A 26,222-nucleotide genomic window follows, 5' to 3' on the forward strand; every position below is an offset into this window, starting at 1 on the left:
ATATTTTTAAACTTTTCTGATATTTTAGCGTAAAGAACTTTCTTTTTATTCATTTTTTTTCGTAATCTATACTACTTTTTATTATGTAAAGTATATTTTAAATAAACTGAAAGGAGATTTGAGTAGCCTATAAATGGAATGAAAACATTGAGGTATACTCATATTTTTATGAAGCACATTACAAGAAGAAATTTTTTGAAAATTGGTATGCGTACTTGTTTCTATTCATTTATAACCAGTAGCATCGGATACTACTATGCTAAATATATAGAGCCCCATTTCATTTCTTTTACACAGCACACATTAAAATCACAACTCATCCCAAAAAGTTTTCATGGTATGAAAATTCTTCAATTCAGCGATTTACATCTCGGATACTATTTCTCGCTTCAACATTTATCTAAAGTTGTTTCTAAAATTAATGCTGTAAATCCAGATATTGTCCTTTTTACCGGAGATCTCATTGATAATTATCAAACGTATACTGACACTCCTTTCGTTGCATCCATTTTAAAAAATATACAAGCCCCCTTTGGTAAATTCGCTATTTATGGTAACCATGATCACGGTGGATATGGAACTGAATACTATGAGCACATCATGCGTGAATCAGGATTTGAGCTATTGCTCAATAGTGAAAAAAGAATTCGTCTAATGGATAATAGTGAAATTTCTATTTTCGGTCTCGATGATATACTATTAGGCAAACCAAAAATAGAGAAAACATTAGAGCATGCACGGCAAAGTACTTATAACATTGTTCTTGTTCACGAACCAGATATCGCGCCCCAAGTTTCTAAATATCCAATCAACTTGCAACTTTCTGGTCATAGTCACGGCGGACAAGTACAAATTCCTTTTTTAGGAGCTATTATTACACCTTCACTCGCCAAAGACTATATTGAAGGCTTCTATACAATTCAGGATTTAACTCTCTATGTCAATCGAGGCCTGGGAAGAACACGTGTCCCATTTCGCTTTATGTCAAAACCTGAAATCACAATTTTCACACTCCAACATTCGTAATAATTCGCCTATTTTCTTACATATCCTTTCTTGTACGCGCTCATCCACGTTTTGTTTACCATATGATAAAAGTGAGTCCAATAAAGGAGGTATGTTCATGTATCCATATTATCAACCAATTCCAGTCCGTTCAGCACCTATTGGTCCAGTAGGCGACTCACGCTTCTTCCCGTTTTTTGGCGTTCCCTTTCTAGCTGGAATTGCTGGTGGATTGCTCGGCGGAGCATTAGCTTTCGGCCCTCGACCATTTTATCCACCTTATCCACCACCTTTCCCGCCGCCAGCACCTTATCCTTGTTACGGTGGACCATGTCAGCAACCATACTATTACTAAGTTAAAATAACGATTCTTTCAAATATTATTCTCTCAACGAGCCATCTCATTACACGCTTATAATAAAACTATTGTTTCTACTCATTCTTCCATTTTTGGAGCATATGAGTAGAAAAAAGTAAAAACCTCTTATTGACATAAGAGGTTTTTACTTTTTTCATTATTCAGCGTCTGTATTTTGATATGCCATCTTAAACAACTTCACTTGGCTATCAATTTCTTCTGTACTACTATTAATAACATAATAGTAATCACCATCTTTATTTTGTTCACGTGTTTTCACATTATCAGCTAATGTAAGCTGTAAAATCGCCTTAATTCGTGCCTTCATTTCAATATCTAATATCGGGAAAGATATTTCCACTCGCTTCTCCATATTTCGCGTCATCAAATCAGCTGAAGATAAATATATTTTCTCCTCCCCATTATGATGGAAATAATAAATACGGCTATGCTCTAAGTATCTTCCAACAACACTAACTACACGAATATTTTCACTTACATTTGGAATGCCAGGTCTTAAACAACATGTCCCTCGAACAATGAGCTCTACCTTTACTCCAGCTTGTGATGCTTCGTACATTTTTTTAATTAATGGTTTATCTGTTAATGAATTCATCTTAGCGATAATATATCCATTTCCATATTGCCTATGATAACGGATTTCTTCATCTATTAAATCTATAAATTGCTCTCTTATATCAAATGGAGCAACCGATAAATGATGAAAATGTGGCTTTGTTGTATAACCACTTAAATAATTAAAGAAATTGGTTGCATCAACCCCAAAGTCTTTTCTTGATGTAATATATCCAAAATCAGTATATAACTTCGCTGTTGCATCATTATAGTTTCCAGTTCCGAGATGTACGAACCTTTCGATTTTTCCGTTTTTTCTTCTTACAACTAATGTAATTTTACTATGTGTTTTCAAGTGACTTACACCGTAAATAACATGACAGCCTGCCTGTTCCAATTCTTTAGCCCAATGAACATTGTTTTCTTCATCAAATCTTGCCTTTAATTCAACTAATACTGTCACTTGTTTTCCCTTTTCAGCCGCTATCTTTAACGCCTGAATAATCGGTGAATCACCACTTACACGATATAACGTTTGTTTAATCGCAAGTACATTCGGATCGTCCGCCGCATCACGGACAAAATCAACTACCGGCTGAAATGATTCAAAAGGATGATGTAATAAAATATCATGCTCAATTGCTTTTTCAAATACATCTTCTTCATCACCTAAATCTTGAGGTGGTTGCGGAATAAGAGCCGGATATACAAGATGTTCATATAAAGGAGCTAGTTTTTTATATAAAGAAAACAAACATGTTAAATCTAATGGACCATCCATTATATATACATCTTCATCTTTTACTTCCAGAACCTCATATAATAACGCTAGTACTCTTTCATCAATGTGTTCTTTCCCAACTTCTAAACGAACAGCAGCCCCCCACTTACGCTTTTTTAATTCTTTTTCAATTACCTTTAATAAATCTCTCGCACCTTCTTCATGAATCGTTAAATCTGCATTGCGTGTAATACGGAAACGAGTAACAGATGATACTGTATATCCCGTAAATAATTTATGAGTAAAGCTACTAATTACGTCTTCTAATAAAATAAATTTATGCTTTTGCCCTTCGCTCGGTAAAATTATGAAGCGCTCAAGTAATGAAGGAACTTGCACAATTCCTAACTTCGTCCTGTTTTCCTCTTCCGCTTGCTTCTCATCATATAAAAGAGTAGCCAAATTCAAACTTTTGTTTAATAACATTGGAAATGGGCGATATGCATCAATAGCTACAGGAGTTAACACCGGAAAAATTTGCTCATCAAAATACTCTTCTATAAATTCTCGCTGCTCTTTCGTCAAATCATTGAATGTTAAACGTTCAATTCCCTCTAACTCAAGCGCTGGTAATACATAATTTTTAAATGTATCATATTGTACTGTCATTAGTGCATGGGCTTTTATCGCAATTTTATTTAATTGCTTTTTTGGTGTTAAGCCAGCTTTATTTTCTGGCTGATTAAATCCAGCACTCACTTGATCCTTTAATCCCGCTACACGTACCATAAAAAATTCATCTAAATTCGAACTAAAAATACTAATAAATTTCAATCTTTCCAAAAGTGGATTATTTGCATCTTGCGCTTCTTGTAAGACACGTTCATTAAATGCTAACCAACTTAACTCTCGATTATTGTAATAAGCTGTATCATTTAAATTTACTGCATTCCCCTTCAATAATTCCATTCTCTTCACACTTCCCCTTGAAACTTTTTCACTATAATTTAGTTACTTTTATTTTAGCAAATTACAATATTATAAAGTGTAAATTTTTTGTAAAGACATCCGTACAACCTAATGTTTTAGTTCGAATAACAAGTTAATATTCGTTTTTAACACTCTTTCTAACTGTTTTTTTTGTTTTTCAGCCTGCACTTTTTCCGCTAATGCCGATTGTTCACATAAAGCTTTAAATGTTAATCCTTCTTCGTTTTCTGTTATAGATATGGTATCAATAAGCGATCGTTGCCTTACATTTAAAGTAGCTAAAAATTGTAAAACAGCTCCTAACAGGCGGATTTTTTTTTGTTCGCTTTTATCAAACCAACCTTCAAATGGAGATAAATGTTGTTTAAATAACATTTTTGATTTATACGATGCAATAAGCGCTAGCCTTACTCGATCTTTATGCATCATGCCATCAATTGTCTTATTCGCTAATAAATAAAACGTATGTAAACGACTTGCTTCTTCGTCTATATATTTGCCTATATTAAATACTTTCGCTGCTTGATGGAACACTTCCCAGTCTTTTACTGACATAGAAATAAGCCCTATTTCCTCAAGTTGTTTGCAAATTAGTCTTCCATGTTTAATAAGCTGAATAACAAATTCCATGTCCATTTCGTATTCATGTGATAGTAAATGCAGACTTTCTTCAACTACGTTCGGATAATATGAAATCCCCAAATCTTTTGTCAACTCTTCATAGAAAACACCTTCTCTTAACCCTTTTCTACTTAATACAAATGCCGGTGCCTCTATAACATTAACAAGTGTATGAAATACTTCAACCGCTGGAATAATCGTATCTGCTCGATCTTTTGCCAATCCTTCCAATTTCTGAAGTTCTATGTACGACAATTTTTCCAATTCATCTTTTACACTTTCAATATCTTCTTCTTTCATCTTGTATAAATGTAATCCTGCTATAGGATAGCATATTAAATTTTGATGGATTTTCACTAAGTTCCTAGCACTACCACCAATTGCAATAAGAGGCAATTTCTTATTGATTAACCATGGTAACGTTCGAAATTGAAACTCTAAATACTGTTGCATTCCCTCTAACTCATCTTTAGTAGGAATATCCCCTTTAATAAATTGTTGCTTTAAAGAAAGTGCCCCAAATGGAAAACTATGGTACTCTAAAATCTCTCTATTTCTAAAGTATGTAACTTCTGTACTTCCCCCGCCGATATCTACCGTTATTCCTTCTGAAAACGATGTAGAATTCATAACCGCCAAGTATCCGTAACGCGCTTCCTCATACTCTGATAATACTCTAAGAGTAAAGTCCGTTTGTCCTTCAACAAGCTTTTTAATTTCCTCTTGATTCTCCGACTGTCTAATTGTTGCTGTTGCAACACAAAGTACATGATGCAACTGATGGAATCTTGTACTTTCTTGAAATTGAAATAATGTCTGTAATAATACTTCTATTCCCTCTTCATTCAACACACCATCAATTAAGTAATTCCTTAACCTAGCAACAACTTTCGTATTTTCAATCTCTTTATAAAAACCTCCATTTTGCTTTTCATAAATAACTAAACGCATTGTATTAGATCCAATATCTATAATGGCATACTGTTGTTTTAATATTTCTTTCAAACTTCTCACTCTTTCATTATCAAATTTCAAAAACATATTCTATTACTATTATACAAAATAGTTGTTTTTTGTAACAATATTGCTTTAATATTGAAAATATATACAATCACTTTTTGCGTATAATAAATACCTATTTTATTTATGGTATAATAATGAAAAATTGAAAGGAGATTCAATATGAAACCTTCACAACCACAATCTCAATTACAAAACCAACATTCTATTAATCGACTAGCTCAATCTATTTTCGTTGTGAATCGTCATGCTAAAGCAGCTACTAATCCTAAATATTTATACTGGTTAAAAAAGACAGCTTTAGAACGTTTGATTGCTGAAAAAAAAGCAATTAAAGAAGGATTACATTTTTCTAGAAACCCACGTTTTAGCCAACAACAATCTGATGTCCTTATACGTTTAGGCGATTATTTTTTCCACATCCCTCCTACGAAAGAAGATTTTCGAATTCTACCGCATCTTGGTCATCTTGAATCCTCCTATCGAAATCCGAAAACAACCTTATCTTTAACAGTGGCAAAAAAAACAATTCAAGATTATATTGGTCCTGAAGCATTAAAACAAGAAAAAAAATTAAGTGAACCTGTTCCATGGTATAGTCGTACTTATACAAAAAAATAAAACAGTTTGGCCAAGTGTAGGCCAAACTGTTTTATTTTTTCTCTTCTTTAATTTTAATATTTGCTTGTTTATAAAAAGCTACTTTTTCTGTATTATAAGACTTTGTGAATTCATTAAATTTATCTTTTTCTGACTCAATATCCTTATAAGATTGATTTACTACTTTTACTTTTTCACTAATATCTTTTAATTTAGTACCTTTATCTTGTAACATTGTATATAACTCTTTTTCTTGTTTTAAAGATTTGTCATAGCTGTCATACATTTTATTAAATGAATCGTGTCGTTTCTCATACGTGCTTTTCACTTTATCAGCTTGATCTTTCAATTTCTTATCTTCAATTTTCTTCACATACTTATCAGCTGACTTCACTTCTTCTTGCGCTTTATTTAAAACTTCTTTTTCTTTTGCAAGCACTTTTTCTCGTTCAGTTGTATTTTTCACTGCTTGATTCAGTTTTTCTTTAACAGTTTGATTATTATCTTTTCCTTCTTGAACAATCTGGTTATATAATTCTTGTCCTTCTTTCTCTAAAGTCTCAAGTTTTTTTGCATCTTCAAACATTGTTTTTTCTTGTTTAGCAGCGTTTTCAAACGCTACATATAATTCTTCTTCTGGTTTCGGACCGAAACAACCGGCTAATAAAATCATTGATAATGCAGTTACAATTGCTAATTTACTATATTTCAACATCTCTTCCTCCTACTTATAAATGACCATCGTGTAATATAAAAAAGTTATAAAATATGTAATTGTTCTATACACTCGCATCTTTTTTACGAAGATCATTAATATTGTTTGTACAAATTATTACTTGATATTACATTATTCTTTTTGAATTATTTAGCAATTCCATATCCATCTTTAAGTATACTACTTCGTGTTTTTTAAGGCCTGTTCACACTATGTATTACTTTAATGTCCACGGAATTTCACCTCAGTCTTAATAAGACTATAATAGTTCACCTGATAAAAGGTGATCGCTCCGCTCTCACGTCTATCATTCCCTTTCCAGCTTTCTATCAATTAATCTCTTTGTTCATTTTACACAGTACAATCGATATCTCGCAACAACTTACAAATATTCTTTTCATTTCCTAAAAAGGAAAAGTGTAGAGCTTGCTTTCCTCTACACTTTTAAAATAAAACACACTGTGCAAATTGCATTGACACTACCATCATAATTATATGCTTATTTCATATATTTTTAAAGACTTTTATTACAAACGTGGCGTTTTTTTGTAATAAAAGTCAAAAAAATGTTACAAATAAAACATCTTCCTATCATATATCTTCAAATCAAAGCTTCACTCATTTTCTTGCAAATTTCTATACTGGTACAATTGATTTTGCGACTTTCTCAACAGTTCTTCAAACGTTTTTCCTTCTACTGGATAGCTAGCTGCTCCAAATAAAAGAGTGACACTGAGTAAATCACCTTCTATTTCACTTTCAATATTTTTCATTAATCGTTTTGTTATTGTTGATGTTTCATGACCATTATCAATTGCTACAATAACGTACTTATTTTCATCCCACTTTGTAACAACATCGCCCTTCCGAATTGTCTTTACAATGGTACTCTCTAATTTTTGTACTAATACTCCCAACTTTTTTTCTTGCAACGTGTCTTTTAATCCTTCCCATTCTTTTACAGAAAGAATGTACACTGTAATATTACGAGAATCTCTTTCAGATAAAGCAGCTACTTTCCCAAAAAAATCAACAACAAAATCATTGCTTGCCATTCCTCCTACTTCCATACCCATACGCTCGTTCGCTCTTTTATCGTACCAATGTCCAAAATAATAACTTAGTATCATTTGCAATATATAAATAATAAAGACGGTATAAAATGATCGTGAATCCAGTTTTGCAATTACATCCTGAAGTGCAATCCATTCTGTAACTGCCACAGTATTGCCAAGCAATAATCCACTAATTTTCCCTTTATGTTTCATACTTTTCCCCCTTTTATACCAATATATGTTTCTATATCAATAATGTTTTTCTACAAAATAAAAAATGTACATATGCAATGTACATTTCTGCTTAAGCTTGTATACCTTTTCTACTCTATTTCATATATATATAATATAACTTTTATAGAAAGGAGTAATCTATATGCTACAAAAAGAGAATCTATCAGATGCTATGCGTTTACTAGCTGGTTTTCTATTATCATTAAAATTATTATTTACCTCTTTCGGCATACACTTTATTACAAACGATCAAATCGACGCTATTGTTAATGTTGTTTCATTTTTATTTATTCTATACTTTGGCTACAAAAATAACTATGTAGGAAAAAAAGGAATGGAGCAAAAGAAAATACTCAAAAAACACAACCTTCACTAAAAAAGGAACCTTTTGTACAGGTTCCTTTTTATCATTGACGCACAACAACTTCATTTGTTTGCAGTGGGCCATATGATATCTCTTTATCTTGAAATGTATATGTAGCCTGAAAGAATGTTTGTTTAAGAGCTTTATCTTTATTAGCTTTTATTTTACAACGTAGTTCCACCTTCTCATTCGGTAACAAATCATCAATTCGCCATCTAACAAGCTGGAATAAAAACTCACTTATCCCCTTATCAACTTTTAAAGAATTAGGAATATAAGCAAAGTAATCTCGAATCATATGACTTACAACAACTCTCGAAATCATTTCTACCCCTTTATTTTCCACTTCAATTCGCATAATAAGTATGTCGTTTACATCGTAGGTCAATTCATACGAAAACTGTTCTGTATACATACTACCAATTTGTAATGTAACGGCTACTTGAGGAAATTCGTTTTCCTTTTTCGATCCGTCAATCCACAATACTGGTTGTAGCGGTATTGAATACTTTCCTGTATCCGAAATTCGTCCCCATATTTTCATAATATATATTCACCTCATTTCAGATGTAACATACACACAATGAATTCCCCAAATTACTAAAGCTTGCTACAAGCAATGTTTAATATTTCTCTTCCTTTTATCCTATTCGACAATATGAAGAAAAAACCATTTTTCATCTATTAACAGAAGGTGTTCTTTATGAAATTTTTTTACAATTTACTTCATTTCCTTTATAGCAATATTCAGTATGGCTCACTCGTTCTCTACTCATACGAAAGAATATTTTGACGGAAGAAAAAGTTTGCCTTATAGTCAAATTTGACTATAATATTCTTTATGGCATATCAGTGCACTTATGGAAAAGAAATTAAAATCAACTATACATTAAAATTTTTTATCCACTGCACTCAAAACTTAATATAGTTTACTTATTTCTAAAGGAGGGTTATATTTGGAAACTCAACCATTAAAAAAAGACGCCAACAAGACAAAATTTGTTGTTGCTGGTTTACTGCTTGGTATATTAATGGCCGCAATGGATAATACAATCGTTGCAACCGCAATGGCAACAATCGTTGGAGACCTAGGAGGATTTGATAAGTTTGTTTGGGTCACATCAGCTTATATGGTAGCAACAATGGCAGGGATGCCTATCTTCGGGAAACTTTCTGATATGTACGGACGGAAACGTTTTTATATTGGTGGCCTCATTCTTTTCTTATTCGGTTCTGCGCTCTGCGGAACAGCTTCAAGTATTGAGCAATTAAGTATTTATAGAGCTATTCAAGGTATCGGTGGTGGTGCCCTTATGCCTATCGCCTTCACAATTATGTACGATATCTTCCCACCAGAAAAACGCGGAAAGATGACAGGACTATTCGGTGCTGTTTTCGGGACATCTAGTGTATTCGGTCCTTTATTAGGTGCTTATATTACAGACTATATAAGTTGGCATTGGGTCTTCTATATTAATATTCCATTAGGACTTATCTCCTTTTTCTTCATTACTAAATACTACAGTGAGTCTCTAGAATTTAGAAAACAAAAAATTGATTGGGCTGGTGCTATTACACTTGTCATAAGTATCGTTTGCTTAATGTTCGCATTAGAACTTGGTGGTAAAGAATATGCCTGGAATTCTACTGTAATTATTGGCTTATTTACAACAGTAGTTATTACGCTTATTATTTTCTTCTTTGTAGAACGAAAAGCAACCGAGCCTATTATTTCGTTCCATCTATTTAAAAAACCTTTATTCGCAGCTAGTCAAGGAGTTGCCTTTTTCTATGGTGCCGCTTTTATTATCTGTACAGTTTATATTCCAATCTTCATTCAAGGCGTTCTTGGAGGTTCCGCCTCTAATGCTGGATTAATTTTAACACCAATGATGGTTGGTTCTGTAATTGGAAGTCAAACAGGAGGACAATTAGCGTCTCGAACAAGCTATCGTAACATTATGATGGTATCTGGTGTCTTCTTCGTTCTTGGTATTTATTTATTAAGTACTTTAACAATGGACACACCTCGTTTACTCGTAACACTATTTATGATTCTCGCTGGGCTTGGTGTCGGTTTCTCATTCTCAGTATTAAGTATGTCTTCTATTCACAAGTTGGAAATGCGGGACCGTGGTTCGGCGACATCAACAAACTCATTCTTCCGATCACTCGGTATGACTCTTGGTGTAACGATTTTCGGTACAATTCAAAATCATATTTTTACAGATAAACTAAACTCTGTATTCCCCCCTGAACTAGCAAAATTAGCTCCAAAAGGCGGAGACACAAGTTTCTTATTATCACCAGGCGCTACCGCAAAAATTCCTGCTGAAATATTAGCGGGTATTAAAGAAGCTCTCGCTACATCTATTGCGAATACATTCTTCTGGGCACTCATCCCGGCTGTACTAAGTATTATTTGTATTTTACTTATGGGAAATGAACGCCTCTTTACTGGCCCTAAAAAGAAAGAAAAACAAAAGCAAGTTAGTTAATATAAAAAAGAAGCGGCATATTCCTTTATGAAAAAGGATATGCCGTTTATAATATGTATAAAGTGAAACTTTAATCAGTGGGGGTTGTTCATCTCCCACTGATTATTAGCCCTCACCAATCTGGTTTTTACGGGCAGTTAATCCCCACCTAACTTCTTTGCTTCCACTGAATTTTTGGGTGGGGTCTTACTGCCCGTTAATGCGGGATAAAGTTTTTGTATACAGGAGTTGAGACAGCATGAGCATGAAATTAGTCATTCTCGGCTTGCTACTCGAAGGAGATAAACATCCATATGAAGTGCAGCATATTATGAAAGAACGACAAATGGATTGTTACATTAAATATGCTAAAGGATCACTTTATTACGCCTTCGAGCAATTAGAAAAGCAAGGTGCAATTCATATTACAAATGTAATTAGAGACACCAATCGACCGGACAAAACGATTTTTCATATAACAGAAGAAGGCAAAAAACTATTCCATACTTTACTATTAAAACAATTTGAAGCCAAAAACCAAATATATAAACCTATTTATTCAGCATTATCTTTCGCTCACTTTAGCAATGATCACGAATTAGTTCCTATTTTAGAAAAAAAGAAAAACGATACTCTTCAATATTTACATACTATGCAAACGATATATGATTGTAATAAAGGAAAGGTTCCACGTGCACAACTATATATTTTGCAAAGTGTAATTGAGCATATTACAGTTGAATTACAATGGTTAAACACCCTCCTTAAAGATGCTATAGCAGGCCGACTTTCAGAAGTTGCTATAGATGAAAATTGAGCTATGAAAGAAGACATCCCTACTTCTTTCATAGCTCAATTTCTCTTTTTATACAGTACTATTATTAATTAATTCAGAATAAAAATTCATAACAATAAGAAATAAAAACTTTAGAATTTTCTTATTTCAAAACAGTAGACAAAATTCCAAAAATTGTGTTAGAATTTGTTTCAATATCATATCGCTTGTTAAATTCCTTTCAAAAGGAAAATAGGTACACGAAAGTTTCGTTTCGTGTTTAAAAGGGAAGCTTGGTGAAACTCCAACACGGTCCCGCCACTGTAAATGCTGAGATTTCTTTTTAGTACCACTGTGAAAACGGGAAGGTGAAAGAAATTATATGAAGCATAAGTCAGGAGACCTGCCTGTTTTAACAACACTGATAGATTCACGGATGATGATGAGGTGTTAAAACAAAAAGGAAGGCTTATTTTCTATGTCTTTGTACTTTTTGTTATAGGTATTTCCTAGTAAACGGAAATGCTTACTTTCAATTAGGGAGGAATTTAAAATGGCAATTCAAACAAGTAACTTAGGTTATCCACGTATCGGACTACAACGAGAGTGGAAAAAAACATTGGAAGCATTTTGGTCCAATAAAATCGATGAAGAACAATTTTTAACAACAATGAAAGAAATTCGCCTTCAACACGTAAAAGTACAGCAAGAAAAAGGGATTGAACTCATTCCAATTGGCGACTTTACATATTATGATCACGTTTTGGATACTGCCTATATGCTAGGATTTATTCCATCACGTTTTTCTGAGTTTACATCTTACCTTGATGTATATTTCGCAATGGCGCGTGGCTCTAAAGATCACGTAGCTTCCGAAATGACAAAATGGTTTAACACAAACTATCACTATATCGTTCCTGAATATGAAGAGGGATTACAAATCTCTTTAAAAGATAATCGTCCACTTCGCTTATACGAAGAGGCAAAACAAGAATTAGGAGTAGATGGAAAGCCTGTTATTTTAGGACCATATACTTTCTTAAAATTAGCTAAAGGCTATACACAAGAACAATTTTCTACCATTTTAAAACAGTTAGTTGTACCTTACGTACAACTGCTTTCAGAACTACATGCAGCTGGGGCACAAGCCATTCAAGTTGATGAACCGATTTTCGCTTCTTTAACGAAAGAAGAAGTTCAACAAGCAAAAGAAATTTATGAAGCTATTCGTAAAGAAGTTCCAAATGCGACTCTTCTTTTACAAACATATTTTGATAGCGTAGAAGAAAACTATGAAGAAATTATTACATTCCCGGTATCCGGTATTGGATTAGATTTCATTCATGGTAAAGAAGGCAATTTAAATGCTATTTCAAAATATGGGTTCCCAGCTGATAAAACTTTAGCTGTCGGTTGTATAGACGGCCGTAACATTTGGAGAGCTGACCTTGATGAAGTACTTACGTTATTTACAACGTTACAAAAACAAGTCCAAACGAAAGATATCATCGTTCAGCCTTCTTGTAGCTTATTGCATACACCAATCGATAAAACAGAAGAAACTCACTTATCGACTGAGCTGTTTGATGCGTTAGCATTTGCAAATCAAAAATTAGAAGAGTTAGTTCTTATTCATTCCGCTCTCACTCAAGGTACAGAAAGCATTAGTAATGAGCTGGAAACATATCGAAACGTACATCATACAATTCGTTCATCTGCTGCACGTAACCGAGAAGATGTCAAAGCAGCACGAACAGCACTAAAAGAAGAAGATTTTTCACGTCCTCTTCCATTTGAAAAACGATACGAATTACAACAAGTTGCCCTAGAGTTACCGCTATTACCAACAACGACTATTGGTAGCTTCCCGCAAACAACTGAAGTTCGTCAAACGCGAAAAGAATGGCGTAACGGTGTTATTTCAAATGAACAATATGAACAATTTATTGAAAAAGAGACAGAAAAATGGATTCGTTACCAAGAAGAAATTGGGCTTGATGTACTTGTACATGGTGAATTTGAAAGAACTGACATGGTTGAATATTTTGGTGAGCGCCTTGCTGGTTTCTCATTCACTAAAAACGGTTGGGTACAATCTTACGGTTCCCGCTGCGTAAAACCACCTGTTATTTATGGTGATGTAGCCTTTATTAACGGCATGACTATTAAGGAAACAGTTTATGCACAAAGCTTAACGGAAAAAGTTGTAAAAGGAATGTTAACCGGACCTGTTACAATTTTAAATTGGTCCTTCGTTCGAAATGATATTCCAAGAAAAGAAGTTTCGTATCAAATTGCACTAGCTCTTCGTCACGAAATTGAACTACTTGAATCTTCCGGAATTAGAGTAATCCAAGTCGATGAGCCCGCACTTCGTGAAGGAATGCCACTAAAAGAAAAAGATTGGGATGCTTATATTACATGGGCAGTACAATCCTTCCTTTTAGCAACTTCTTCTGTAGCAAATGAAACACAAATTCATACTCATATGTGTTACAGTAACTTCGAAGATATTGTTGACGCGATTCGCGCATTAGATGCAGATGTAATTTCTATCGAAACATCAAGAAGTCACGGAGAATTTATTGATACATTAAAACATACAACATATGAAAAAGGCATTGGCCTAGGTGTATATGATATTCATAGCCCACGTGTACCGAGTAAAGATGAAATGTATAAAATCGTAGAACAATCTTTAGAAGTATGTGATCCTAAATATTTCTGGATTAATCCCGATTGTGGTTTAAAAACGAGAAGAACAGAAGAAGTTATTCCAGCTTTAGAACATATGGTGCAAGCAGCGAAAGATGCTCGTTCCCTTTTAAAAACAAACGCATAACAAAAATGGGTTATCCTTTTCTCAGGATAACCCATTTTTTATTCTTTACTTTCAAAAAAGAATTCATATTGTATTTTATATAATTCATCATCCGTTGGCTCTTCAAGAGGAATTGCTTGTAATACAACTGTATACTCACCATTTGGAATAGGTATTTGAAATTTATTAGAAAGAATACTCGTTATAACGATACTTTCATTTTCAACTGTAAAAGGAACCGTAATCGTTCTAACTACTTCTTCTTTTTCAATATGTTTCCCTGGGGTCACTTTCACTTCACAAGTATAATCAGAAAGTGCTTCAAAAATAACAGTTCCATCTGCCTTAGCATAACCTCTTTCAAAATCTTCATCAGTCCAATCTACATAAGGCTGCTCACCGTCATAGTTCATCAACATTAATTGCGAATAAGAAATCGTTAACTCCATAGTTCCCCTTCTCCTTCATTATGAAATATACAACTACTACTTCACTTCAAATTTTACTCGCGTACCATCTGGGTATTTATCTAACTTATTCCCTACCCAAGAGCCTGCTCCACGGTTATCCGCCGGACTTATATATTCAATATGTGCTCCTTTTCCGCCTTCCTTGCACATCGCCATTGGCCATTCATCACGATCATACCCTTTTTTTGATGGATATGGTGCTAACGACAATTTCCTTCTATCTGCAGCACCACCACGATCGATTGTACAAACTTCTGAGTGCCCTTCTTTTATAGCATCCGTAATATGTTTTCCTGTCTCTGGATAACGTTCTTTCGGAAATTCTAACACTTGATCATACGTATTCGTTTTCTTTACACTTGTTTCCTCTGGCACAAGTACTTCATAAACTGCTACTAAAATAGACAGAATTGCGATAATTGAAATGATAATACCTTTTAATTGCTTCATGTATACCTCCATGTTTCTACCAGTTTCTTTTCCTCCGTTATTATAACAAACTTCTCCTGTATATGTTTTCAGACATTATTTTAGTTATTCCTTGCCATTCCGCCAAAAATTTTCATTTTTTCACTAATGCTGTAGAAAACTAATAGCCTTCCGACATTCTTTTTCAAAGGAAGTCCTCATAAAAGATTGAAATGATATATACGATACTTTTTGGGGAGGAAATATGATGGAAGCTACCTATAAAACGAAAGATGTCACGAATAAAACAGGCATCCCAAAACATATAGTTCGCAAATATAGTCAACTGTTAGAGGAACATGGTTATATGATTTCCAAAACAGCTGATGCTCGTATTTATAAACTTGATGATTTAAAATTATTGAAATCTATACACGAAAGAGCTGCTACATTACAAGAAGATATTTCAGAAACGATACCGATTATTTTAAAAGAAAAAGAGGCCCCACCTGTACCAGTTATACAAGATAAGCAAGAGATACAAACGAAAGAAAAAGAAGATGGGCGTAACTTTGAGGAGTTCATGTTAAAACTTGAAATGCTAGCTCAATTAAATGAAGCAATTATTCATCAAAATTCTACTCTAATTACACAAAATCGTTTAAAGGATGAGAAACTAGACGAATTGATGCAACAAGTTTATGTAAAAGAAGGCTCTCAAGAAAAAATGCTTCAAGAGTTAGTCGATCACGCCGCTCAAACCGATGCACTGCAAAAAGAAAAGATGGACTTATTAATGAATCATATGTATAAACGAGAATCCAAACAGGAAGAAAAAATGAATAAACTTGTTAGTCAAATTTATAACAAAGACAGTAACCGTGATGCACAGCTTATGCAAGTTATTCGAGAAATTCAAGAAACAAAAAGAATGGTTGCTGCCTCAAAAGAGCAAAGCTTCTTTCAATCATTTAAAAGTTTATTTAGCCGAGCAAAACAAGAAAAAACAAATGAATAAACAATATAAATTAAAAAGTTACCTTTCATCGGTAACTTTTATTCCTTATTTTGTACAGCTGGTAATATAATAATTGCTTCAGTGCCTTTTCCACTTTCACTCTTATATTCCAATGTACCATTATGCGCTTGTAAAATACTAAATGTTACCATAAGTCCTAATCCTGTCCCTTTTTCTTTTAAAGAATAATATGGTTGCCCAAGCCTTGCTAACTGTTCTTTCGTCATACCAACACCACTATCTTTAACTCTTATTATGATTGTTTCATCTTTTTGAATAGCTGTTACTTTTAAATATCCTTTATTTCCTTGAATTGCTTCAATACCATTTTTAACAACATTCATAATAGCTTGCTTCAATTTTGTCTTATCACCAATCGTATAAAGGCTTTCTGAAATTTCAACTTGTAAATATACACCTTGCATCGCTGCAAATGACGACATAAGAGTGGTCATTTCTATTAATTGGGCTGATAAACAAATGTGTTCTTTTTTCTCAATTTGCGGCCTTGCTAAATTTAAGTAATCTGAAATAATTTGTTCCGCCCGATCCAATTCAGCTAATACAAGACGCATATAATCCTTATTCTTCACATCTTCCGTACTTTCTAGCAATTGGATAAATCCACGAACAACAGTTAGTGGATTTCGAACTTCATGTGCCACACTTGCTGCTAACTCACTTACAATATTAAGCTTTTCTGATTTTTGCATCTCTGTACGTAGCAATGCATTTTCATTTAAATATTCAGTTAAATACACCTGAAATACCATTGTCATGACCATGATAAGCGAGGCAAATATAAATCCGCTATATATTTGCGAAATATACGGTGTAAATCCTGTTTCCAAAAGAACATTAATCATGCCTAATACTAAAGAAACAAGCACATAAAATGATGAAATCATAAATGCTAAAATTAATTTCTTATCCCTTGAAAAAAGAGACCATTTCTTTGATAAAAATAGCGGAACTATCAATAGAAATATTACTTCTAAAACTGGAAGAAAGCTCATTCCCTTTAGTAACCATTCATATGCAACAAAAATAACCGCTGGGATTAAACCAACAATCCCACCATATAAAAAACCACTGACAATTGGAATGGGGTGAAAGTTATACCCACACACATTGCCAAAACAAATAGAGTATGTCATGGAGAGAACGAGCGTAACGCTAGATAAAAACATAATAAAGTAACGATTTGGCTTCGGAGGCATTTCTTGATAGCGATTTAAACGAATCGCTTCATATAAAAATAGTGGCAAAATTATGATGGCAATTTGAATCAATAAATCACGGATAAGCTCCATAACCTCTCATCCCCTATATGTATTTTGATATGATTATATCATTTTATAGGTGTATTTGTTTTAAAATTTTGATTTTTCTTAACATATTTGTTAATTCTTTGTTAACAACTCATAATAATTGTTACAGATTTTCGAAATGATTGTAAACCCTGTACCAAATTTCCTTCGTGCAGTATACAATGAATACGGATTACAAAGAAAATATAAAAATACTTTTTTAGACGGACAATTATAGCAAAATACAGCATATAATCCATACTATCTATGTTTACAAATAAGTGATCATTACTTTAGTAGGAGGAAGATAAATATGGCGGGTACTACGCTTGTTTTAAAAGAAGAAAATTTGGTTGTTCTAGAAAATGTTGAAAAATCAGTATATGAAGAGTTACAGCATAAAGCGGGAGATGAAAACTGCACATGTGCTGTAAACGAATCAGTCGTTCACCTTGGCAAGGTATCCTCTGTACTCTGGAATGAAGATGAAATAGATTGGGAATACGGATATTAAAAAGTCGCTTATAGCGGCTTTTTTTCTCTTTTCTCTCTCTTTCTAAATAACATATACAAAGCGTAATCATAGAAAATATGATAAAATGAACTTAATTTTCAAACGGAAGAAAGGGAGATACAATGGAACAATTCATTAACCCTAGAGTGAAGGACATCCAAATTTCTGGAATCCGTCAGTTCTCTAACATGATTCAAAACTATGATAATTTGATTTCTTTAACAATTGGACAACCCGATTTCCCTACACCTTCTCTCGTGAAAGAAGCGGCTAAACGGGCTATTACAGAAAACTATACAAGCTATACACATAACGCTGGTTTACTAGAATTACGTAAGGCAGCTTGTAACTTCGTAAAAGATAACTACGATTTACATTATTCACCTGAAAACGAAACCATCGTTACAATCGGTGCTAGCGAAGCAATTGATGTTGCATTCCGAACGATTTTAGAGCCAGGAACAGAAGTAATTTTACCTGCTCCTATTTATCCAGGCTACGAACCTATTATTCGATTATGCGGTGCAACGCCTATTTTTGTAGATGTTCGTGAAACTGGATTTCGTTTAACAGCTGAAGCGCTTAAAAATGCTATTACAGAAAAAACAAGATGTATCGTACTACCGTATCCTTCTAACCCAACCGGTGTAACTTTATCAACAGAAGAGCTAAAAGATATTGTAGATGTTTTAAAAGATAAAAATATTTTCGTCCTTTCAGATGAAATTTATAGCGAGCTTGTATATGAACAAAAGCATACATCTATCGCTCATTTCCCAGAAATGCGTGAAAAAACAATTGTCATTAACGGTTTATCTAAATCACATTCTATGACTGGCTGGCGTGTTGGACTTTTATTTGCACCAAGTTATTTAGCAGGACACATATTAAAAGTTCATCAATACAATGTAACGTGTGCTACTTCAATCGCTCAATACGCTGCAATTGAAGCATTAACAGCAGCTAAAGACGCACCAAAAATGATGCGCCACCAATATAAAAAACGCCGTGATTACGTATATAATAGACTCACTCAAATGGGATTAACAGTTGAAAAGCCAACAGGTGCATTTTACTTATTCCCATATGTTGGTCATTTGACATCTTCATCATTTGATTTTGCACTTGATCTTGTCAAAGAAGCGGGACTAGCTGTAGTTCCTGGAACAGCATTCTCTGAATACGGTGAAGGCTACCTTCGCTTGTCCTATGCGTATAGTATCGAAACTTTAAAAGAAGGCTGCGACCGATTAGAAGCCTTTCTAATGAAAAAAGCTAAGAGTTAAACTCTTAGCTTTTTTATGCATAATGATCACAAGTTTGACGTTTTAGTAATTTATGAGGAATAATGATACACTTTGCAGTGGATTCTGCATTCTCTACTTTATCAACTAAAGCTTTTGCTGCCTCATATCCTAGCTGATAAATATTCACATCAACTGTCGAAAGTGGAGGGCTCGCAATTTCTGATAATAAAGCATTATTAAAGCTTACAATAGAAACATCTTTCGGTACAACGAATCCTTTTTTAGAAAGAGCACTTAACACACCAAGTCCAATTAAGTCATCCGTTGCCATAATTGCCGTTGGCGGTTGCTGCAGTCCCATTAATTCCTCAACAGCTTGTTGACCACTTTCCCTCGAAAAATCAAAATGTAAAATATATTCTTTTGGTAATACAATGTCTGCTAATTTCAAGGCATCACTCATACCCGCTAAACGATCTCTCGTTACAAGTAAATCTGATCCACCACCAATGAACGCGATTTGCTTATGCCCTAATGAAATTAAATATTCTGCCACTTCTCTTGCAGCTGTATAATTGTCATTATCTACATATGTAATTTCATCTTTTCGATCATATGGTTTTCCTATTAAAACAAACGGGAAATTTTGTTCATGTAAATATTGAATAATCCGATCATTCTCCCTTGAATATAAAAGAATAATGCCACCAATTTGGCGTCCCTGTACCATCTTTACGACACCATTAAAAATTTCTTCTTCCGTTTCACCTGTCGACATGTAAAGCGCATAACCTTCTACGTGTGCAAATGAACTAATCCCTCTTATAACTTCTGGGAAAAATGGATTTTGAAAAGCTTTACTTGCAGAACTTGGCATAACAAGACCAAGTGTTTTCGTCGTTTGGTTCGCAAGATTTCTCGCATTTAAATTGGGATGATACCCTAATTCACTCATCACTTTCCTAACACGGCGCTTTGTCTTTTCACTTATACTTGGATTATCAGCAATTACACGAGAAACTGTTGATGGTGCAACATTCGCTTGCTTCGCCACATCTTTAATTGTAACTGTCATAAAAATCCCCCTCCTCTCATTTCTCTGCCATTTTTCATATATTTTATCTCGCACTCATTGCAAGTCATAAACTTTCATTTCTTATATCTTGCAAAACTAATTCTATTCTCCCTCTTCATGTATTGTAAGGGATATAGCTATTTTTTCCTATACTATAATATACTATTTATTTCACTTCTTTTCACATGTGATGTCAAATCTCTTTTCATCTCCCTATAAACTTATTTATAGGGAGATGAAAAGAAAAATGGGACGTAATGTCCCATTTTTCATCCTTTTGTACCTCCAGCTGTTAAACCAGAAATAAAGTATTTTTGTAGTGATAGGAATAAAATTGAAATTGGGATCGCAATTAACACAGAACCCGCTGCAAACGTTGTAAATTCATTACCGAATTTCTTCGCAACCATTTCATATAATCCAACTGCTAAAGTATAATTTTCTGGTGTTCGCAAAATAATACTCGCTAAAATGAAATCTGTAAATGGACCAATGAAAGTAAATAACGCTACAACCGCTACGATTGGCTTTGCAAGTGGCATAATGATTTGCCAAAAAATACGAAAATGTCCTGCTCCATCCATTCGAGCTGATTCATCCAGTTCTTTCGGAATCGTATCAAAATACCCTTTCATAAGCCATGTATTCATCGGAATAGCCCCGCCTACATAAATTAAAATTAATGCAAGGTGTGTATCAATTAATCCTGTTAATTGAGCTAATACGTATAAAGCAATTAACGCTGCAAAGTTTGGAATCATTTGCAGAATTAAAAATGTTAATAAACCATTTTTTCTTCCAACAAAACGATATCTCGAAAATGCATAAGCGGTAAAACTAATTGCTAACACTGAGAAAATCATCGTTAAAACACTTACTTTTAATGTGTTTTTATACCATAGTAAGTAATTACTATTCTCTAGATCTAATAACTTACGATAATGATCTAACGTTGCATTTTGTGGAATAATACTTGATCCAGATAAACTATCACCTGGATTAAACGATGAGCCAATAATCCATAATAACGGATAGAAAATGATGGCACACATTACGAAAATAACTAAATAACTTAATGAGAGACGTAACATCTTCTGTCTTTTAATATTCATTTACATCATATCCTCTTCTTGGAATGATTTTGTTCTCTTAAATTGCCATAACGCAACTGTAATAACAATTAACGATAATATCATTGTAAGAGCTGCTGCTTTTCCGTACTGCGCTGAAGTCATCGTTAACTTATAAATCCATGAAATTAAAATATCCGTTCCACCTGCGTCTTGTCCAGCTACAGCAGGACCTCCACCATTAAATAGATAGATGATACTAAAGTTATTAAAGTTAAACGTATATTGCGTAATTAATATTGGTGCTGTTGCATATAACACAAGTGGCAATGTAATTTTACGAAACTGTTGCCAAGCTGTCGCTCCATCTACTGTAGCCGCTTCATATAATTCTCCCGGAATCGATTGCAGTATACCTGTTGTCATCGCAAAGATAAACGGGAACCCAAGCCACGTTTGAATCATAATTAAAGCCATCTTCGCCCAAAATGGATCTGTCATCCAAGCAATCTTTTCAATTCCGAATAAAGCTAATACTTGATTGTTAATCGCTCCGAATGTTTCATTAAACATACCAGAGAAAACAAGAATAGATACGAATGCTGGAACCGCCCACGGTAAAATGAAGATTGTTCGAATAATTGCCTTTCCTTTAATACCAGGCTGATTTACGATAATCGCTAAGAAAATACCAAGTGCAACTTGTAATGTTGTTGCAACGAATGTCCAAATGACAGTCCAAGAGAATACACTTACAAATGTCTCTCTCCACATCGGTAAAGTGAAAATATCAATAAAGTTTTTAAAGCCCACCCAATCTACTAATTTAGCTGGAGGAGAATGATATAAATCATAGTTTGTAAATCCAATTAAAATTACGAAGATGATTGGAAATACGACCACAAAGATAAGTAGTAGAAAACCTGGTGAAACCATTAAATAAGGAAAACCTTGATCTAACAAATTACGATATTGCTCTTTTACAGAATTTAACGGTGTTCCGCTATCACGTTTCTTTCCATTTTGGTATGCATCATATAAGTTAAATGCATATATGCCTAGCCCAAAAGCGATAACGATAAGGGCCAAGATTCCTTCTACTAATAGAAAGACAGAATGGTCACGTGGAACTTCTGTACCAAGCGTTACAATACCCCATAATCCCATATTTAATAAATCAGCAAAGGCTACAATAAAAGAACCTGTTAATACTAGAAAAATAAGACCTTTTACAAATTGTTTATTATACATTTGGCCCACGCCTGGAATGATTGATAACATGGTTGCCATTTTCCTATGCTTTGAATGGTTTAACCCATTTGCTGGTTCCATAGATGTTTGCATGTTCCTTCCCCCTTTTTTCTTCCTACATGGAAGGGAGAGAATTCGTGCCTCTCATATTAGAGGCACGAATTTCACCTTATTTTTTCTTGTTATGATTTGCCTCAATATTACCTTTAATTTGTTTCACTGCACTATCAAGCGCCGCTTTTGGTGCCTCTTTATCTGTAACAACTAATTGAAGCGCATCTCCAGCTGGTTTCCAAACTTCTTGCATTTCTGGAATGTTTGGCATTGGAATTCCATTTTCAGATTGCGTTGCAACTGCTTTTGCAGCTTCGTTATCTTTAATAATTGGATCTTCCATTACTGATTTTACTGGAGGAATTTCTTTTGTTTTCTCAAATCGAATTTTTGCGTTTTCTTCATTTGTTACCCACTCAGTGAATTTTGTAGCTAAATCATTTTGTTTAGAGAAACTTGTTACATGCCATCCTTTAACCCCAACAAACGTTTTCATTGGTTGACCATTTGGTAATTTCGGCATTGGAGCAACGCCATAATCAATCCCGTTCTTTTCCATTGCTTGGAACGCCCATGGGCCATTCATGATAGAAGCTGCTTTTCCTTCATTGAATAGTCCATCAGCAGCAGGCCCACCTGATTCACCGATAATACCTTTTGGGAATAATTTTTCCTTGTACCATTTTTGAAGATATTCAGCACCTTGTACTGCTCCACTATTATTTAATCCAACATCACTTGCATTTGGCTTTCCATCTTTTTCACCAAATACATAACCGCCCATACCTGCCATGAATGCATTAGCAAAGTAGAAGTTATCTCCTAATGCTAAAAATCCGTACTTGCCATCTTTCGTAAATTCTTTTGAGAAGTTAAACAGCTCGTCCATCGTTTCTGGCGCTTTTGGCATTAGTTTTTTATTGTAAATAAAGACTGGTGTCTCAATTGCTTTTGGTAAACCATATAATTTTCCGTTATATGTCTGTGCTTCTATTGATGAATTAGTAAATTTACTCTTTACAGCATCATCTGCTTTCACTTCAGAAAGTAAACCTTCTGTTACTGCATTTCCGATTTGATCGTGTGGCAATGTTACAACATCTGGTCCAGTCCCCGCTGGCCCATCAAGGCGTAACTTCTTCACTTGATCTGTCATTTGCATTTCAACAACTTTTACTTTTACTTTATATTTTTCCTCAAAGCTTTTCACTGCTGGTTCTAAACCAACACCTTTTTTATCATCTTCCCAAACAAGAAGATCATAGTCTTTTTTCGCTTTACTTTCCTCTTTTTTCCCTGAATCTTTCGGTCCACATGCAGATAACATACCAATAGATAATGCTGAAACCGTTAATAATGATAATGCTTTCTTCATCCCAAAAACCTCCCTAAATTGTCTATGTACCTCAGTAACTGAAAACGTTTGCATTTAATAGTTTAATTGAAGCGCAAACAATATCTCAATCTATGAAAACGTTTGCGCTATTTGTCTATCATTATACATTCTTTTATTCATTTTGCAAATATTAATTTAAAAATTATGTCATTATACTCTTTATACATTGACTTTATATAAAATGAATACTACTCTTATAAGCAATATTAAAGCTACGAGAAAGGCAATCGTTTGCAATACAGGCTTTATTATTACACTTAAGGGAATACTATGTATAGAGATATTGAAGGGGGATTTTCTATATGTTTAAAGAAGCCATTTATCATAGGCCGAAAGATAATTATGCATACGCTTATGATGAACAAACAATTCACATCCGAGTACGTACTAAGAGAGATGATATTCAAAGCGCCGATCTTATTTACGGTGATCCTTACGAATGGAAAGACGGGAAATGGATATCAGCAAGTACACCCATGAAAAAAACGGGTTCTACTGCATTATTTGATTATTGGTCCATTGCAATCGAACCAAAATTTAAGCGCTTACGTTATGGGTTTGAATTAAAATCTGAAACAGACACTCTTATTTATGCAGAGCGAGGATTCTTTTCTAGCATTCCAAATGATGATGTTGGTAACTTTTTCTGTTTTCCATTTATTCATGCAGATGATGTATTCAAAGCACCATCTTGGATTAAAGACACCATTTGGTATCAGATTTTCCCTGAGCGATTCGCTAATGGCGATAGTACGCTGAATCCAGAAAAGACCCTTCCTTGGGGAAGTGCGAATCCAACTCCAACTAATTTTTTCGGCGGAGATTTTTCTGGTGTTATTCAAAACCTTGATTACCTTGTTAAGCTTGGCATTTCCGGAATATATTTCACACCTATTTTCAAAGCTCATTCAAACCATAAATATGACACAATTGACTATATGGAAATTGACCCACAATTTGGGACGAAAGAAACTTTTAAAGAGCTCGTTGAAGAATGTCATAAGCACGGTATAAAAGTAATGCTCGATGCTGTGTTTAATCATAGTGGATACTTTTTCGAGAAATTTCAAGACGTACTAGAGAATGGTGAGAAGTCCGCATATAAAGAGTGGTTCCACATTCATGAATTTCCGATTATAACCGAACCACTTCCAAATTATGATACTTTCGCCTTTACACCGTATATGCCTAAATTAAATACAGCTCATCCAGATGTAAAAGAATACTTACTTGAAGTAGGACGTTATTGGGTACGAGAATTCAATATAGATGGCTGGCGCCTTGATGTCGCCAATGAAGTCGATCACAACTTTTGGAGAGAATTCCGAACTGAAATAAAGACACTAAATCCTGAAGTATATATTTTGGGAGAAATTTGGCACGATGCCCTTCCGTGGCTACAAGGCGATCAATTTGATGCTGTCATGAGCTATCCTGTTACAAATGCTCTACTTTCTTACTTTGCTAACGATTCCATTAAAGCAAGTGAATTCATGAAGCAAATTACAGAATCTCTACATTCCTACTCTATGAATGTAAATGAAGCAGCATTTCATTTATTAGACAGCCATGATACTCCAAGAATTTTAACAACATGCAACGGAGATAAAAATAAGTTGAAATTGCTCTATGTATTCCATCTTTCTTTCATCGGCTCTCCTTGTATTTATTACGGGGATGAAATTGGTATGGATGGCGGCATGGACCCTGATTGCCGTAAATGTATGATTTGGGATACTAAAGAACAAGATCATGCATTATTTACCCATATACAAACATTGATTTTATTACGTAAACAACATAAAGCATTTGGAGGACATGGTACTTTTCAATTCATCGAAGCAAATGATGAACATAATTATATTTCTTATACGAAAACATATGAGGATGAAACTATCTTTTTCGTTTTAAACCCTACTAATAGTGAAGTTACAGTTTCACTCCCTCTTCATGTTACTGGTAAGAAAATAATTAACATTTATACAAACGAAGAATTTTCAGCGGAAGCAAGTGTATTACAAGTTACACTTCCTCCATATGGATTCTCCATATTAAAATGGTAATCCAAAAAGCCTTA

23 protein-coding genes and 1 riboswitch are annotated in these 26,222 nt (G+C 34.1%); of the genes, 11 read left to right on the forward strand and 12 right to left on the reverse strand.

Annotation, left to right across the window (positions count from 1 at the left end; genetic code table 11):
• Positions 1–168: 168 nt before the first annotated feature.
• Positions 169–1,026 carry a metallophosphoesterase gene (locus tag BHV55_RS20015; RefSeq protein WP_070757042.1) on the forward strand — a complete coding sequence of 286 codons (858 nt, stop codon included), beginning with the start codon at positions 169–171 and terminating at the stop codon, positions 1,024–1,026.
• A 97-nt stretch (positions 1,027–1,123) separates the two neighbouring features.
• Positions 1,124–1,360 (forward strand): hypothetical protein, encoded by a 237-nt coding sequence (locus BHV55_RS20020; protein WP_000283738.1) that lies wholly within the window; start codon positions 1,124–1,126, stop codon positions 1,358–1,360.
• 160 nt (positions 1,361–1,520) lie between these two features.
• On the opposite strand, the gene BHV55_RS20025 is transcribed toward BHV55_RS20020, so the two are convergent.
• Together BHV55_RS20025 and BHV55_RS20030 are read right to left on the reverse strand one after the other, a co-directional pair.
• Complete coding sequence (locus BHV55_RS20025; RefSeq protein WP_000421677.1) at positions 1,521–3,629, reverse strand: polyphosphate kinase; 2,109 nt, start codon at positions 3,627–3,629, stop codon at positions 1,521–1,523.
• Between the two features lie 108 nt (positions 3,630–3,737).
• The gene (locus BHV55_RS20030) at positions 3,738–5,312 is read right to left on the reverse strand and encodes a Ppx/GppA family phosphatase (RefSeq protein WP_070756921.1); all 1,575 of its coding nucleotides are present in this window, start codon (positions 5,310–5,312) and stop codon (positions 3,738–3,740) included.
• A gap of 141 nt (positions 5,313–5,453) precedes the next feature.
• On the opposite strand from BHV55_RS20030, the gene BHV55_RS20035 reads away from it, so the two are divergent.
• Positions 5,454–5,912: a YkyB family protein gene (locus BHV55_RS20035; RefSeq protein WP_000804862.1), complete on the forward strand. Its 459-nt coding sequence runs from the start codon at positions 5,454–5,456 to the stop codon at positions 5,910–5,912.
• Between the two features lie 31 nt (positions 5,913–5,943).
• Here the strand turns inward: BHV55_RS20035 and BHV55_RS20040 are convergent, their stop codons facing one another.
• Both BHV55_RS20040 and BHV55_RS20045 read right to left on the reverse strand, forming a co-directional pair.
• Entirely contained in the window at positions 5,944–6,606 is a 663-nt protein-coding gene (locus BHV55_RS20040; RefSeq protein ID WP_000922482.1) for a YkyA family protein, read from the reverse strand.
• Between the two features lie 614 nt (positions 6,607–7,220).
• Positions 7,221–7,874, reverse strand: a complete 654-nt coding sequence (locus BHV55_RS20045) for a diguanylate cyclase domain-containing protein (RefSeq protein ID WP_000680811.1) — start codon at positions 7,872–7,874, stop codon at positions 7,221–7,223.
• A gap of 163 nt (positions 7,875–8,037) precedes the next feature.
• On the opposite strand from BHV55_RS20045, the gene BHV55_RS20050 reads away from it, so the two are divergent.
• On the forward strand, positions 8,038–8,271 hold the full coding sequence (locus BHV55_RS20050) for an SPP1 phage holin family protein (protein WP_000939448.1): 234 nt from the start codon (positions 8,038–8,040) through the stop codon (positions 8,269–8,271).
• A 31-nt stretch (positions 8,272–8,302) separates the two neighbouring features.
• Here the strand turns inward: BHV55_RS20050 and BHV55_RS20055 are convergent, their stop codons facing one another.
• Positions 8,303–8,803: a hypothetical protein gene (locus BHV55_RS20055; RefSeq protein ID WP_000708120.1), complete on the reverse strand. Its 501-nt coding sequence runs from the start codon at positions 8,801–8,803 to the stop codon at positions 8,303–8,305.
• Positions 8,804–9,215: 412 nt separating this feature from the next.
• Between BHV55_RS20055 and BHV55_RS20060 the strand changes: the two genes are divergently transcribed.
• From BHV55_RS20060 to metE, 3 genes are all read left to right on the forward strand, one after another.
• On the forward strand, positions 9,216–10,757 hold the full coding sequence (locus tag BHV55_RS20060) for an MDR family MFS transporter (protein ID WP_000449901.1): 1,542 nt from the start codon (positions 9,216–9,218) through the stop codon (positions 10,755–10,757).
• A gap of 238 nt (positions 10,758–10,995) precedes the next feature.
• On the forward strand, positions 10,996–11,553 hold the full coding sequence (locus BHV55_RS20065) for a PadR family transcriptional regulator (protein ID WP_000062063.1): 558 nt from the start codon (positions 10,996–10,998) through the stop codon (positions 11,551–11,553).
• Between the two features lie 195 nt (positions 11,554–11,748).
• Positions 11,749–11,936, forward strand: a riboswitch (cobalamin riboswitch).
• Between the two features lie 128 nt (positions 11,937–12,064).
• Positions 12,065–14,353 carry a 5-methyltetrahydropteroyltriglutamate--homocysteine S-methyltransferase gene (metE, locus tag BHV55_RS20070; RefSeq protein ID WP_001007613.1) on the forward strand — a complete coding sequence of 763 codons (2,289 nt, stop codon included), beginning with the start codon at positions 12,065–12,067 and terminating at the stop codon, positions 14,351–14,353.
• A 38-nt stretch (positions 14,354–14,391) separates the two neighbouring features.
• Here the strand turns inward: metE and comJ are convergent, their stop codons facing one another.
• Both comJ and nucA read right to left on the reverse strand, forming a co-directional pair.
• Entirely contained in the window at positions 14,392–14,781 is a 390-nt protein-coding gene (gene comJ / locus BHV55_RS20075) for a competence protein ComJ (RefSeq protein ID WP_000424030.1), read from the reverse strand.
• A gap of 36 nt (positions 14,782–14,817) precedes the next feature.
• Positions 14,818–15,252 carry a DNA-entry nuclease gene (gene nucA / locus BHV55_RS20080; RefSeq protein ID WP_000811494.1) on the reverse strand — a complete coding sequence of 145 codons (435 nt, stop codon included), beginning with the start codon at positions 15,250–15,252 and terminating at the stop codon, positions 14,818–14,820.
• A 226-nt stretch (positions 15,253–15,478) separates the two neighbouring features.
• On the opposite strand from nucA, the gene BHV55_RS20085 reads away from it, so the two are divergent.
• Positions 15,479–16,228, forward strand: a complete 750-nt coding sequence (locus tag BHV55_RS20085; RefSeq protein WP_000388471.1) for a DUF3967 domain-containing protein — start codon at positions 15,479–15,481, stop codon at positions 16,226–16,228.
• Between the two features lie 38 nt (positions 16,229–16,266).
• Here the strand turns inward: BHV55_RS20085 and kinB are convergent, their stop codons facing one another.
• Positions 16,267–17,541 carry a sporulation sensor histidine kinase KinB gene (kinB, locus tag BHV55_RS20090; protein WP_000420369.1) on the reverse strand — a complete coding sequence of 425 codons (1,275 nt, stop codon included), beginning with the start codon at positions 17,539–17,541 and terminating at the stop codon, positions 16,267–16,269.
• A gap of 310 nt (positions 17,542–17,851) precedes the next feature.
• On the opposite strand from kinB, the gene BHV55_RS20095 reads away from it, so the two are divergent.
• Together BHV55_RS20095 and BHV55_RS20100 are read left to right on the forward strand one after the other, a co-directional pair.
• A complete protein-coding gene (locus BHV55_RS20095) occupies positions 17,852–18,052 on the forward strand; it encodes a hypothetical protein (protein ID WP_000929277.1) in 201 nt (66 codons plus the stop codon).
• A 122-nt stretch (positions 18,053–18,174) separates the two neighbouring features.
• Positions 18,175–19,338, forward strand: coding sequence for an aminotransferase A (locus BHV55_RS20100; RefSeq protein ID WP_000434578.1), 1,164 nt, complete (start codon positions 18,175–18,177; stop codon positions 19,336–19,338).
• A gap of 13 nt (positions 19,339–19,351) precedes the next feature.
• Here BHV55_RS20100 and malR read toward each other — a convergent pair whose 3' ends face one another.
• The 4 genes from malR to BHV55_RS20120 all read right to left on the reverse strand — a co-directional run bounded on the left by malR (position 19,352) and on the right by BHV55_RS20120 (position 24,124).
• Positions 19,352–20,374 (reverse strand): maltose operon transcriptional repressor MalR, encoded by a 1,023-nt coding sequence (gene malR, locus BHV55_RS20105; RefSeq protein ID WP_000219053.1) that lies wholly within the window; start codon positions 20,372–20,374, stop codon positions 19,352–19,354.
• Between the two features lie 269 nt (positions 20,375–20,643).
• Positions 20,644–21,486 carry a maltosaccharide ABC transporter permease MalD gene (gene malD, locus BHV55_RS20110; RefSeq protein ID WP_001022608.1) on the reverse strand — a complete coding sequence of 281 codons (843 nt, stop codon included), beginning with the start codon at positions 21,484–21,486 and terminating at the stop codon, positions 20,644–20,646.
• A complete protein-coding gene (gene malC / locus BHV55_RS20115; RefSeq protein WP_070756922.1) occupies positions 21,487–22,788 on the reverse strand; it encodes a maltosaccharide ABC transporter permease MalC in 1,302 nt (433 codons plus the stop codon).
• 76 nt (positions 22,789–22,864) lie between these two features.
• Entirely contained in the window at positions 22,865–24,124 is a 1,260-nt protein-coding gene (locus BHV55_RS20120; RefSeq protein WP_000709923.1) for an extracellular solute-binding protein, read from the reverse strand.
• 323 nt (positions 24,125–24,447) lie between these two features.
• On the opposite strand from BHV55_RS20120, the gene BHV55_RS20125 reads away from it, so the two are divergent.
• Positions 24,448–26,208, forward strand: coding sequence for an alpha-glycosidase (locus tag BHV55_RS20125; protein WP_070756923.1), 1,761 nt, complete (start codon positions 24,448–24,450; stop codon positions 26,206–26,208).
• The last annotated feature ends 14 nt before the right edge of the window (positions 26,209–26,222 follow it).

This window comes from Bacillus sp. RZ2MS9 (assembly GCF_001816185.2).
GTDB classification, from domain to species: Bacteria; Bacillota; Bacilli; order Bacillales; family Bacillaceae_G; genus Bacillus_A; species Bacillus_A cereus.